The 12164-nt window shown below is 60.6% G+C and carries 11 protein-coding genes and 2 pseudogenes; 7 read left to right on the plus strand and 6 right to left on the minus strand.

Going from position 1 to position 12164, the window contains the following annotated elements; translation table 11 throughout:
- Positions 1-98: 98 nt before the first annotated feature.
- Both ACWKWE_RS07300 and ACWKWE_RS07305 read right to left on the minus strand, forming a co-directional pair.
- On the minus strand, positions 99-1244 hold the full coding sequence (locus ACWKWE_RS07300) for a PQQ-dependent sugar dehydrogenase (RefSeq protein WP_483850466.1): 1146 nt from the start codon (positions 1242-1244) through the stop codon (positions 99-101).
- Positions 1245-1281: 37 nt separating this feature from the next.
- Positions 1282-1620 carry a hypothetical protein gene (locus tag ACWKWE_RS07305; RefSeq protein WP_483850130.1) on the minus strand — a complete coding sequence of 113 codons (339 nt, stop codon included), beginning with the start codon at positions 1618-1620 and terminating at the stop codon, positions 1282-1284.
- A gap of 261 nt (positions 1621-1881) precedes the next feature.
- Between ACWKWE_RS07305 and ACWKWE_RS07310 the strand changes: the two genes are divergently transcribed.
- The 6 genes and pseudogenes from ACWKWE_RS07310 to ACWKWE_RS07335 all read left to right on the plus strand — a co-directional run.
- Entirely contained in the window at positions 1882-2973 is a 1092-nt protein-coding gene (locus ACWKWE_RS07310) for a DNA alkylation repair protein (protein WP_483850131.1), read from the plus strand.
- 96 nt (positions 2974-3069) lie between these two features.
- The gene (locus tag ACWKWE_RS07315; protein ID WP_483850132.1) at positions 3070-3906 is read left to right on the plus strand and encodes an AraC family ligand binding domain-containing protein; all 837 of its coding nucleotides are present in this window, start codon (positions 3070-3072) and stop codon (positions 3904-3906) included.
- Positions 3907-3962: 56 nt separating this feature from the next.
- A complete protein-coding gene (locus tag ACWKWE_RS07320; RefSeq protein WP_401144812.1) occupies positions 3963-4565 on the plus strand; it encodes a LysE family translocator in 603 nt (200 codons plus the stop codon).
- A 256-nt stretch (positions 4566-4821) separates the two neighbouring features.
- The gene (locus tag ACWKWE_RS07325; RefSeq protein WP_483850133.1) at positions 4822-5823 is read left to right on the plus strand and encodes a diaminopimelate epimerase; all 1002 of its coding nucleotides are present in this window, start codon (positions 4822-4824) and stop codon (positions 5821-5823) included.
- 467 nt (positions 5824-6290) lie between these two features.
- Positions 6291-7076: pseudogene (locus tag ACWKWE_RS07330) on the plus strand (PAS domain-containing protein); the annotation flags it as partial.
- Positions 7077-7172: 96 nt separating this feature from the next.
- Positions 7173-7610 (plus strand): annotated as a pseudogene (locus ACWKWE_RS07335) (methyl-accepting chemotaxis protein); the annotation flags it as partial.
- 134 nt (positions 7611-7744) lie between these two features.
- On the opposite strand, the gene ACWKWE_RS07340 reads toward ACWKWE_RS07335, so the two are convergent.
- From ACWKWE_RS07340 to ACWKWE_RS07355, 4 genes are all read right to left on the minus strand, one after another.
- The gene (locus ACWKWE_RS07340) at positions 7745-8182 is read right to left on the minus strand and encodes a nucleoside deaminase (protein WP_483850134.1); all 438 of its coding nucleotides are present in this window, start codon (positions 8180-8182) and stop codon (positions 7745-7747) included.
- A 61-nt stretch (positions 8183-8243) separates the two neighbouring features.
- A complete protein-coding gene (locus ACWKWE_RS07345) occupies positions 8244-8810 on the minus strand; it encodes a hypothetical protein (RefSeq protein WP_483850135.1) in 567 nt (188 codons plus the stop codon).
- Positions 8811-9106: 296 nt separating this feature from the next.
- The gene (locus ACWKWE_RS07350) at positions 9107-10120 is read right to left on the minus strand and encodes an ABC transporter substrate-binding protein (protein WP_166597597.1); all 1014 of its coding nucleotides are present in this window, start codon (positions 10118-10120) and stop codon (positions 9107-9109) included.
- Between the two features lie 176 nt (positions 10121-10296).
- Positions 10297-11076, minus strand: coding sequence for a phosphate/phosphite/phosphonate ABC transporter substrate-binding protein (locus ACWKWE_RS07355; RefSeq protein WP_483850136.1), 780 nt, complete (start codon positions 11074-11076; stop codon positions 10297-10299).
- Positions 11077-11309: 233 nt separating this feature from the next.
- Between ACWKWE_RS07355 and ACWKWE_RS07360 the strand changes: the two genes are divergently transcribed.
- Complete coding sequence (locus tag ACWKWE_RS07360; RefSeq protein WP_166597595.1) at positions 11310-12140, plus strand: class I SAM-dependent methyltransferase; 831 nt, start codon at positions 11310-11312, stop codon at positions 12138-12140.
- Positions 12141-12164 lie beyond the last annotated feature (24 nt).

The raw sequence follows: 12164 nt of genomic DNA on the forward strand, positions 1-12164 counted from the left end.
GGTCAGCACGTGCACTTTATGAAGCTCATTCGCTGAAAAGAGCCATATAGGTTGCAAGAACCACTTTATGAGCCATATAGATTACATTTCAAAAGCTATTATTGGGCCAACCCCACCTTCAGCAATTTCCCGTCCTCTTCATCCGTCAGCACATACAGGTAGCCATCCGGCCCTTGGCGCACGTCACGAATGCGGGCGTTAAGGTCGCCCAGCAGGCGTTCTTCGTGCACGACTTTGTCGTCCTTGAGTTCCAGGCGGATCAGCACCTGCGCGGAGAGCGCGCCGACGAAGATGTCGTGGTCCCACTGCTTGAATTTGTCGGCGCTGTAGAACGTCATGCCGCTGATGGCCGGGGATTTTTCCCAGACGTGGAACGGGTGGGTAACGCCTTCGACGATTTTGCCTTTGGATTCGGGAATCGGCTGGCCGTTGTAGTCGATGCCGAAGGTGGAAATCGGCCAGCCGTAGTTGGCGCCGCGTTCGATGATGTTGATCTCGTCGCCGCCCATGGGGCCGTGTTCGTTGGTCCAGACCGTGCCGTTCCAAGGGTTGAGTGCGGCGCCTTGCTGGTTGCGGTGGCCGTAGCTCCAGATTTCAGGGCGGACATTTTTCTGGCCGACGAAGGGGTTGTCGTCCGGGACCGAGCCGTCGGCGTTCAGGCGCACGATCTTGCCTTGCAGCTTGTCGAGGTCCTGGGCGGTGGGCCGGTTGTTGTTTTCACCCAGGGCGATGAAGAGGTAGCCGTCCTGGTCGAAGACCATTCGTGAGCCAAAATGATTGCCCACGGACAACTTCGGTTGCTGCTGGAAAATCCGCGTGAAGCCTTCGATTTTGGTCATGTCAGGCGACAGCCGTCCACGCCCTGCGGCAGTGCCACCGGTCTGGCCATCCGCCGAGGCTTCGGCGTAGGTCAGGTAGACCATGCGGTCCTTGGCGAAGTCCGGAGACAGCACGACATCGAGCAAGCCGCCCTGCCCCTGCACCCAGACTTTCGGCACGCCGGACAGCGGCGCCGAAAGCTTGCCGTCGGGGCTGACCACGCGCAGGCTGCCCGTGCGCTCAGTCACCAACATGCCTTTGTGGTCCGGCAGGAACGCCACAGCCCACGGGTGTTTCAAGCCCCCCACGACCTCGTCCACCGTCAGTGTGCCCTCCTCGCTTTTGTACGTGGCGGCGGAGGCTTGCAACGAGAGACTGAAAAAGGCCGTTGCACACAGCGTGGCGATCAGGGTCTTGCGGAACAGGCTGCGATGGGACATGGGCGATCCTTTTGCTGAGGTTTTAGTTGCTGCCGCGCGCGTTGCTGGACGGGCGCGGTGACTGCTGACGAGTAGGGTAGCCGTTGCCAATGCCGCCGTTTTCCAGCGTGGGCATGCGTTGGGGTGACGTATTCAGGTTCGAATTGCGCGGGACCGGCGCAATGGGCTGAGTCCCTTGGCGGCTGTTGGGATTGGCGCGGCGAATGGCGCCGTCATCGACGTTATTGTTGCTGCGGTTGGGGTAGCTGGCCGAGGCCAACAGTTTAGGGGATTGCGCGGAAGGCACATCGGCGTGAGCCACGCCGACGCCCAACAAGGCAGTCAGGGAACACAGAGCAAGACGTCGCAGAAAGCTGTTCATCATTGACCTCGGAGGCATGATTGAGTGGCGAGTCCCGTATTGGATGGCGCGGGCGGCCCTAGGTTCGCCACGAGATGCGCAGAGAGATTCGCGGTGCGAGAAAGGATGAGCAACCGGTAGGGCATTTCACTTTGTAACGATGAGTGTCTGGGGAGAGTCTGGGAGAGCCGGAAAGCGGGCAGTCGCCTGCCTTCGATGATCGGGCCCGGGATTGGGTGTAACCTCTGCCGACGAAAAAAGCCGCCGAGTTCCGAACCTGCCATGTCCGACGCCCCTGCCCTCAAGGAAATCTTCAACCACGAACGGCTAAAGCACATTGCCGAAGAAACCTTCGCGGTCTATCCGGCATTTGATCGCAAGCGCTTTCTTGCCCAGGCGACAGAGGGTCTGGACGGCCTGTCCCTCATGCAACGCCTGAACCGGGTCAGCCAAAGCCTGCACGCCGGACTGCCCCAGGATTATCTCGCGGCACTGGACATCCTCTATCAACTGGCCCCACGCTTGAACAGCGCGTTCGTCAGCCTGATCCTCCCGGAATACGTCGCTTTGTACGGTCAGGACGACTTTGAACGCTCGATGGAAGCGCTGAAGTTTTTCACTGCCTTCGGCTCTTCGGAATTTGCCGTGCGGCACTTCTTGCGCCGGGATTTCTCACGGGCCATCGAGGTGATGCACGGCTGGTCACTTGACGACAACCCGCACGTCCGGCGTCTAGCGAGTGAAGGATGCCGCCCTCGCCTGCCGTGGTCGTTTCGGCTGGAAAACCTGATGGTCGATCCCTCGCCGGTGCTGGACATCCTCGACAATCTCAAGGCCGACGACAGCCTGTACGTGCGCAAGTCGGTGGCCAATCACTTCAACGACATCACCAAAGACAACCCCGAATGGGTGCTCGATCAACTGGAGGGATGGTCGCTGGACAACCCGAACAGCGCCTGGATCGCTCGCCACGCCTTGCGCTCATTGATCAAGAAAGGGGATGTGCGTGCACTGACGCTGATGGGCGCAGGCGAAAAAGCCCAGATTCGGCTGAGCGACTTAAAGGTGACGCCTGAGGCGATCAGCCTGGGCGAGCGTATCGAGCTGACTTTCACGCTGACCTCTACATCGAACGACGCCCAGCGCCTGATCATCGATTACGCCATTCATTACGTGAAGAAATCCGGCGGCACGTCGGCCAAGGTTTTCAAGCTCAAGGCACTGGATCTGGTCGCTGGCGCGTCGGTGACCCTGCGCCGCGAACAGGAGGTGCGCAACTTCACCACCCGCGTGCATTACGCCGGACGGCATGAGGTGGACGTCTTGATCAATGGTGAATGCCTGGGTCGCAGCGGTTTTGACCTGAACGCGTGACGAAGACAGCCGGTCGGCTGCTGCACAAATCTTCCAGACCTGAGGGTAGGCTGGGCGCTAACGTGTGCAGCCGTGCCTCTTTTTTCAGGAGCCTCCATGCCCGAACGCAACTGGATCGATCTCAAGCAGGACGCCTTGTCCGGCATCGAGACGGTGCGCGCGCATTTCGAAGGGCATGCGTACGACCCGCATTGGCACGACAGTTATCTGGTGGGCATTACCGAGCAAGGCGTGCAGCAATTCAACTGCCGTCGTCAGCAGCACAACAGCACGCCGGGCAAGGTGTTTCTGCTCGAACCGGGCGAAATTCATGACGGACACGCGCCGGAAGCGGACGGCTTCACCTACCGCACGCTGTACCTCGACCCGCACTGGATGGACCGGGAGTTGCGCGCCCAGTTCGAAGAGGCGCCGGACAACGGGCACGTCAGCTTTGCCGCGACCCTGGCCGACGACAACCGCCTGGCCATCGCCACTGCGAACGCCTTCGAAGCCATGCACAGTGGCGAGCTGCGCATCGTGCGCCAGACCGCGCTGGACAACCTTTTATCGAGTCTCACGGACCATTTGCGCTGGCGTGCGCTGATCAATCCCGATCCGCGCCTGCCGCTGGTGGCGCAACGGGCGCGGGATTATCTTCACAGTCATCTGCATCAGGACATCGGTCTTGACGATTTGGCGACGGTGACCGGCGTCGACCGTTTTCGCTTGAGCCGGGCGTTCAAGGGAGCCTTCGGATTGGCGCCCCATGCCTACCTCATTCAACTGCGCCTGACCCGCGCCCGCCGCCTGCTGGCCCGGGGTGAACTGCCGGTCGATGTCGCGGCGGCGCTGGGGTTTGCCGATCAGAGCCATTTGGGCCGCTGGTTCCAGCGCGCCTACCGCATGACACCTGCCGACTACCGCAAGCGCTGCTCAAATCTTCCAGACTGACACCCGCCCGCGCCGCGATCATCACGGCATGATCCTTCGCTGCCGAGTTGTTCCCCATGCAAACCTTTCTGCCGTTCCTGCTGTTCGCGTTCGTCTCTTCGATCACCCCTGGCCCGACCAACATTCTGGTGCTGACCAACAGCTCCCGATACGGCTTGCTGCGCACACTGCCGATCGTCGTGGGCGGCTGCGCCGGGGCGGCGTTGCTGGTGTTGGTCGTCGGCACGGGGCTGGGCGACGTGCTGGCCCGTCATCATCAAGTGCAAACGGTGATGGCGTGGGTCGGCATCGCCTGGCTGACCTGGCTAGCGTGGCAGATTTTCAGCGCGCCCGCCGAGGCCATTGATCCTGACCAAGCGAGCACTGGGCCGCGACTGGGGCTCTGGAGCGCTGCCAGCCTGCAACTGGTCAACCCGAAAACCTGGATGATGGCGCTGGCCGTGGTGAGTGTGTTTGCCGGGACTGACGCGGATCGGATGCTGCGGGTGATGTGGCTGTCGCTGACGTTCTTTCTGGTAGCGATCCCGTGCATGGCGGCGTGGGCCTACCTGGGCGTGAGCGCTGCGAAGTTTTTCCGTTCGCCGCAGAGCATGAAACGGTTCAATCAAGTCATGGCACTGCTGCTGGTGGCATCGGCGTGGTTGACGTTGGTGGTGTGAGAATTCCCGCGTTGTCGCTAACATGCCCCAGGGGTCGCTGAAGAACTGGGATCCTCTGTAGGAGTGAGCTTGCTCGCGACGACTGAGGCTTAGCCGCTAGAAATGTGGCGGATGTACAGGCCTCTTCGCGAGCAAGCTCACTCCTACAGGTTTTGCAGAAGCCTGAAGACTGAGCCCTGCCGCAATGACAAATCTGTGCAAGGGACGCCCACATGATTTAATGCCGGCTTTCAACACGAATTCCGGACCTCCCGCCATGGCCCCTTTCTACGACGCGCGCGGCAATATCTACGCCGTGATTTCCCCTGAAGCCCTGCGTGCGCTGGGTGTGAACGTGCCGCTGTCTGCCGCCGACGCCGCGCTGGCCCGTCTAAGCTGGGCGCCTCAGGCGGTGGCGGCGATCTGTGACTGGCCTGAAGGCCAGCGGCCGGCGGGCAGCAAGGCTCATCGCTCCGACGGTCTCTTGGTCGGTCCGTTTCAGGACACAGCGCCGTTCGACGTGCTGATCGTCAACACCGACGCCACCCTCGCCGAGCGCAGTGGCAACGGGCTGACCATCTTCTCGCAATCCCTGGCCGACACCGGTCGCACACCGCTTGATCAGGCGTTCACGCTACGGGTGCATCACGACAGCGCCGACTCCGCCAGCCCGGTGCCGACGCAAGCGATGCCCACCGTGATCGACAGCGTGTCGGGGTTCTGGCTGGACATCGGCACGCCAGGCTTCGGGGCGAAAGCGGTCGGGGCCAAGGGGCCAGGCGTCAGCGAGACCACGCACAATGACGCGCCGGTCAATCGCGTCGAACGGCTCGCCACGCTGCACCCTCACTGGCACACCAGCGTATTCGTCAGAGTCGGCAACCCTCATTGCGTGACGCTGGTCCCGGACGTGAATTCCCTGCCCGGTTTCGAGGCGCTGCACGACGCCCCCCTCAACGATGCCCTGACTCGCATTGCCTTCGCTGCGGGCGAATTCGGTGATGGCGATCCGTGCCCTGCTGGCATCAACCTGCAATGGGCCGCGCGCATCGCCCCCAACCGGATCATGGCGCGGGTGTTCGAGCGCGGCGAAGGGCCGACCGCCTCCTCCGGAACCAGCGCCAGCGCGGTGGCGTCGGCCGCCTGGCTCTGCGGCTGGGTCGAGGCGGGCCTGGTTGAGGTGGTGATGCCCGGCGGCACAGCACCGATCCGGCTCATCGAGCAGAACGGCCAATTGCACCAGGTCCAGCTGTTCGGCGCGGCCCATCCACAGCACTGATCTACCCCACCGTCGCGCTGTCCTTCCTAAAGACGGCGCAGTTTTATGTGGTCATTTGTGAATTCCAACGCAATCGAATGTGAAATTGCCACTATTCGGATTGCAACCGCCATGAGGTTGACTATGCTCTGATCCAACGTGGCTCGGCGCTGACAACACGCCGTGCACGGGCCGCATCAGTCATCGACACTGGAAGTCAGGCGCCGCATATGGACAGGCTCGGTCACCCCGCAAATCGACTACCGCTGATCGCTTCGATTGTGATCAGACGACTGGTATTCACAAGTTTTAACATTCCCCAACCCTTCTATTACGCGCCCGGCAGCCCTTTTCGGCAGTGCTCATTGCCGTGCGATGTCATACCGCCATGACTCATGCACGACGCCCTCAGGTCGATTTCCGTATCAGCCAATCAAGGAAGACGGTCGCGTTGACCGCGTTTTCGTAATTATCGAGGTGTCTGGCCCATGTTCAATTCCGTCCGCAAGGCTGTCGAAGCCGAGTTGCAAGTTTCCACCGCCGCGCTGTGCCAGTCGAAGGCCAAGCTGGCGGCGATCAGCCGTTCCATGGCCATGATCGAATTCACGCCGGATGGCATCATCCTCGACGCCAATGAGAATTTTTGTCTCACCATGGGCTATCAGCCGGGTGAGCTGGTCGGCAAGCATCACCGGATCTTTTGCGAGAAAGCGTTCTGCGACAGCGAGGCCTACGGCAAATTGTGGCGCGACCTCGCTCGTGGCGAACCGCTGTGCGGCGAGTTCATGCGTCTGGACAAATCCGGACGGGAAATCTGGCTGGAAGCGAGCTACATGCCGGTCTATGACACCGACGGCAGGGTTCAAAGCGTGATCAAAGTGGCGTCGGACATCACCGCTCGGGCGCACAAGAGCCACGAAAATCAGAGCATGATCTGCGCGATCGGCCGCTCGATGGCGATGATCGAGTTCTCCCCTGACGGTCGGGTCATCACGGCCAACGAAAACTTCCTCAAGACCATGCATTACACGCTGGCCGAGATCGTGGGTCAGCACCACAGCCTGTTTTGCACCCGCGCCGAAGTGGAGTCCCCGGCGTACAAAGCGTTCTGGGCATCGCTCAATCGCGGCGAATACCACGCCCATCGTTTCGAGCGGGTCGATAAGCACGGTCAGACGGTCTATCTCGAAGCGACGTACAACCCGCTGTTCGATGCCAAAGGGCGTCTGTACAAGGTGGTGAAATTCGCCAGCGACATCACTGAACAAGTGACCGTGCAGCGTAACGCCGCCACCACTGCCCACGACACCTCAGTGCGCACCGATGCCTGTGCGCAGAAGGGTTCCAGCGTGGTGCAGCAAACGGTGGAGGTGATTGAGCAGATTTCCAATGACCTCAACGAAGCGGCGCGCAGCATCGATGCGGTGAACAAACAGTCGGAAATCATCGCCACCATCGTCCAGACCATTCGCGGGATTGCCGATCAGACCAACCTCCTGGCCCTCAACGCGGCCATTGAGGCCGCACGCGCGGGAGAGCACGGCCGTGGGTTTGCGGTGGTGGCCGATGAAGTGCGAGGGCTGGCAGCGCGAACCAGCAAGGCGACCATCGAGATTGTGGACGTGGTGCGACAGAACAACGAACTGGCCAAGAGCGCGGTGTCGAGCATGCAGTCGAGCCTCAGCCGGACGGGCACCGGGGTGGAACTGGCCAATGAGGCCGGGGAAGTGATTCTGGAAATCCAGCAGGGATCGCGGCATGTGGTGGATGCGATCAGCCAGTTCAATTCGACGTTGCGGCTGGATTGAGCCCATCACTCGGGAACACTACACACCTGTGGGAGCGAATCCATTCGCGAAACGGACGATCAGTCAATAAACCCCTGTCGTTTGTACTGACGTCTTCGCGAATGAATCCCACAGGATCAATCATCCGCCAACATTTATTCGCCGATATCCTCATTCCACAATTCAGGCTTGTCGGCGATGAATTGCTTCATCAGCCCGATGCAGGTGGCGTTGTGCACCACATCCACTTGCACGCCTCGCGAGCGCAAGAGTGCTTCTTCACCCATGAACGTTTCGTTCTCGCCGACGATGATCTTGCGAATGCCATACAGCAGGATCGCGCCACTGCACATCGCGCAGGGTGACAGGGTCGTGTAGAGCGTGGCTTCGCGGTAAACCCTGGCGGACTGGCGTCCGGCGTTTTCGAACGCGTCCATTTCGCCGTGCTTGATCGCGCTGCCTTCTTGCACGCGACGGTTATGGCCGCGACCAATGATCTTGCCGTCGTGGACGATCACCGAGCCGATGGGAATGCCACCCTCGTCCAGCCCCTTCTGCGCTTCGTCGATGGCCGCCTGCATGAATGGGTCCATGGTCTCTCCTTCCCCTGTCGATCAAAAAATAGGCCGGACGCTGCTCGCAGAACCCGACGCCTCAAGGCTTGGCTTTTTTCAGCGCGTTGTCCAGCGCGGTCGACACATAGACTTTGAGCAACTCGCTGGAACGGCCTTTCATGTCCATGCCGACGTCGCGCTGCTTGGCGCGGAATTTATTGGCGATTTCAGGCGGGGGATCACCCGCGTCGAGGGCCGTCAGTTCGTCAGGGGTGAACGAAGCCGAGTAGGCAGCGGCGAGGTTTCGATCCCATTCCTGTTGATACTGGGGCTGCAAATACTGAAGTTCGTCCTTGACGATTTCCTGAGCCTTGGTGCGTCCGACGGCTTCGACGATGGTGGTGAACGTCACAGTGCGCGACGCCACCTGGTACCCCAGCCAGCCGAGGCTCTCGCCCAAATGATGATCCTTGACGAAAGCCAGCGCGTCGGGTGCTGTAGATGCGGTGGCCGGTGGCTGAGCGGAGGGTTGTGCTAGGCGCGAGGCTGAGGGATCGGGAGCGGTGTCGACCGCCATCGCACAGTTTGACGCCCCCACTAATACGCCAAACAGCCCACCAGCCGCCAAGTTCAAAATCGTCAACGCAGTCGATCTGCTATATCCCATGTCCTCTCCCCGGCGACTTTTATCTGTGTGATCAACTCACTGACTCCCCCGAACGCTAGCAGTTGAGCGACGCTTTACCAACTGATCGAACGCGTGCCCGGCGCAAGGCGAGCGGTGCGTTCAGGGGTGAGACCACAGATTCGGGGCAAGGTTGAGAGGAGATTGCAGTCTGGAAGACCGGCACAGAAGGGAGTGGGCTTGATCACGAAGGGGCCAGATCATCCACATCCCTGTGGTTTCTGGAATCAGCCTTCGTGGGCAAGCCCGTGCACACAAGGGGAATTGCTCGAAACGACTTACAACCCCGCCGAGACCTTCTTCGCGATGTCAGCAGGCACCCACGCGGTCCAGATTTCCGGGTGGTCTTTCAGGAACGTCTTGGCCACCGCATCCGGCTCCAGACGTTTCTCGCTCATTTCGCCGAGGGTTTTGTTCAGTTGATCAATCGGCAGATCAACCTTCTCGAAGAAGCTCACCAGCTCTGGGTATTGCTTGTGAAACGGCTCGGACACGCCAATGGCCAGGTGTGCGGCCAATGAGGCCGAGCCGATCGGGTTCGGGTTGGAGGCATCGGACAGCGTCTTCCACGCGGCCTCGTTGAACGGCGGCTCTTCCAGCTTGATCAGCTTGAAACGGCCCAGCAACGGCGTTGGCGACCAGTAGTAGAACAGCACCGGTTTGTTACGGCGAATCGACGAGGCGATTTCCGCGTCCAGTGCCGCGCCCGAGCCGGTGCGGAAGTTCACGTAGGTGTCGTTGAGCTTGTACGCCTTGAGCTTCTGGGTGTTGACGATTTCAGAAGTCCAACCCGTCGGGCTGTTGAGGAACCGGCCCTTGCTCGGGTCTTCCGGGTCTTTGAACACGTCTTTGTACTTGGGCAGGTCAGCCACCGACTTGAGGTCCGGCGCCAAGGGTTTGATGCCTTTTTCCGGGTCACCCTTGATCACGAATTCCGGCACCCACCAGCCTTCGGTGGCGCCTTTGACGATGTTGCCGAGGCCGTAGACCTTGCCTTCGGATTCCGCTTTCACCCACGCGGGGCTGCGACCGGCCCACTCTTCACCGATCACTTGAATGTCGTTCTTGGCCAGCGCCGCTTCGAGGCTGACCGTGCTGCCTGGCAGCTTGTCGGTCGGGTAACCGTAGCCCTTCTCGACGATAGTCCGCAGGACCTCGGTGATCAGGCTGCCGCTTTCCCAAGTGATGTCGCCGAAGTGAATGGGCGTGGTCTTTTCAGCGCTGTGCGCGGGCTGGGTCAGAACCGCCAACGCGAGCAGCGAGCCGCCCAGCAAGTGTTTGATCGATGTCATGGTTGTCTCTTTTTAGTTCTGGTTAATGAGTTCGGTCACATCGTCAGCGATCAAGCCCACGTCAAGACAGGCTCGATCGGCTTCGGCACAGCACACGTTTCATTCAAGACCTGCGCGCACGTCGCAGGTTTCAGTTTTTTTCACATCAGCCCCCAACCTGTGATCTGCGAGGCGGCTTACAACGCTGGCAATCCCAGGCGGTGCGCGTGTTGTTCGTAATCGAGCAGCACCTGGTAATCCTCTTCGCGGGCGGGCAGCACTTCGCTGATCGCCAGCACCTGCGCAACGTGCGGCAGGTCTTTGAGGGCCTGATTCAACGCGGCCCGAATCGCCTCGGCATCAGCGCCGAGGCGGGTGATATAGGGCAGGCACGGCCCCTCGGCGGTGCGCCCGATCACCTTCACTCCCGCCACCTCCTCGCTGTGATCCCGAGCGAGATAATCGAAGGTCACGCTGTCGATGGCGGCAAGATCCCCGTGCCCTTCCTTGATCGCGGTGAGGCTGTTGCGATGGCCCCCCGTCAACGACACTTGGGCGAAGAAAGTGCCGCCTTCTTGCAGCGGTGCCAACGCGTGGCGAAACAGGTTCATGCCGGAATTGGAGTCCCGGGAGTTGAGCAGCCCGTGACTGCCGCGGAAATCCTCCAGCCGCCCACGCGCATCATCGGCCCTCGCCACCAGCACGCTGCAATGGTTGCCATCAGCGCTGTGGCGCAGTTGATACACCGGACGTCCCACCACCTGGACCTGCCCCCGCAGTTGGGTCATCAGCGGGTAGCCGCAGGTTTGCGTGATCAATAAATGCGGCGACAGCCAGAGCTGCGGCAAATCAAGCGACTGGGCGTCCAGGCGTTCTGCCCCGAGCAGTTCAAGCACGCGGCTCACCCATTGCTCCTGCGCCTCGCGCACGCGGTCAGGGGCAACGTACATTCTTAATTCTGCGTAGCCTTGAGCCATGTCGGGATACCGGTCGGGTGCGAAGGTCGCCAAAGGAATACTCGAACCCCCTGATCCTTCACGTAAGGAAGAAGCGGCCCTGCAATTCTGCACATGACCGATACAACGTTGTACATCGAGACCGGAAAAGATGTAGATCGTTTGGTTATGACGACCAAACCAAATGTGCCACCCGTCCCTCAAGTGTGCGTGCTAGCCTCGGCCATCACTTCCTGCCGTTAACCGGGATGCACATGAAAACAACGCTGTTAGCCGTTTCCCTCGCGGCCCTTTTCGGGTCGTCACTGGCCACTGCCGCCACACCTGCTTCCGCGTCAAACATCAGCCATGAACAGTTCGCCACAGTGCTCAAGGGCGACTGGCGCGTGCCCAAAAATGCGGCCCGCGATCAGTACCGGCATCCGGAACAGACGCTGACCTTCTTTGGCGTGCGCACCGATCAGACTGTCATCGAAATCACGCCGGGCAATGGCTGGTACAGCGAGGTGTTGGCCCCGTTGCTCAAGGACAAAGGTCATTACGTCGCCGCCATCGTCGACCCTTCGGAAAACGATTATGCGAAAAAATCCGCCGAGAGCCTCCGGCAGAAATACGCCGCCGACCCTGCGCATTACGGCAAGGTCGACGTCGTAGCGTATGCCCCCAAGGCTCCGGTTTTCGGCAAGCCTGGTTCGGCGGACACCGTGCTGACCTTCCGCAACGTGCACAACTGGGTCGATGAAGGCAATGAAGCCGCCACATTCAAGGCGTTTTACACCGTGCTGAAACCGGGCGGGACGTTGGGCGTGGTCGACCATCGGGCCAAGCCGGGCACCACGGCCAAGGACAACGAAAAGAACGGCTACCTGCCCACCGACTACGTGGTGAAGCTGGCCGAAACCGCGGGGTTCAAGCTGGTGGGTCAGAGCGAAGTCAACGCCAACCCCAAGGACACCAAGGACTACCCCGACGGCGTCTGGACCCTCCCACCCGCGTTGGTGAAGGGTGATCAGGACAAGGACAAATACCTGGCGATTGGCGAGTCGGACCGAATGACATTGCGGTTCGTCAAACCGGGCAAATAGGCTTCAAGAAAACGGTCTGTAGAG

It is taken from the genome of Pseudomonas salicis, assembly GCF_057128705.1.

Coding starts and splice junctions, on each gene's coding strand:
- ACWKWE_RS07305 (WP_483850130.1), bottom strand. CDS start 1,620: ATGAACAGCTTTCTGCGACGTCTTGCTCTGTGTTCCCTGACTGCCTTG.
- ACWKWE_RS07310 (WP_483850131.1), top strand. CDS start 1,882: ATGTCCGACGCCCCTGCCCTCAAGGAAATCTTCAACCACGAACGGCTA.
- ACWKWE_RS07315 (WP_483850132.1), top strand. CDS start 3,070: ATGCCCGAACGCAACTGGATCGATCTCAAGCAGGACGCCTTGTCCGGC.
- ACWKWE_RS07320 (WP_401144812.1), top strand. CDS start 3,963: ATGCAAACCTTTCTGCCGTTCCTGCTGTTCGCGTTCGTCTCTTCGATC.
- ACWKWE_RS07325 (WP_483850133.1), top strand. CDS start 4,822: ATGGCCCCTTTCTACGACGCGCGCGGCAATATCTACGCCGTGATTTCC.
- ACWKWE_RS07340 (WP_483850134.1), bottom strand. CDS start 8,182: ATGGACCCATTCATGCAGGCGGCCATCGACGAAGCGCAGAAGGGGCTG.
- ACWKWE_RS07345 (WP_483850135.1), bottom strand. CDS start 8,810: ATGGGATATAGCAGATCGACTGCGTTGACGATTTTGAACTTGGCGGCT.
- ACWKWE_RS07350 (WP_166597597.1), bottom strand. CDS start 10,120: ATGACATCGATCAAACACTTGCTGGGCGGCTCGCTGCTCGCGTTGGCG.
- ACWKWE_RS07355 (WP_483850136.1), bottom strand. CDS start 11,076: ATGGCTCAAGGCTACGCAGAATTAAGAATGTACGTTGCCCCTGACCGC.
- ACWKWE_RS07360 (WP_166597595.1), top strand. CDS start 11,310: ATGAAAACAACGCTGTTAGCCGTTTCCCTCGCGGCCCTTTTCGGGTCG.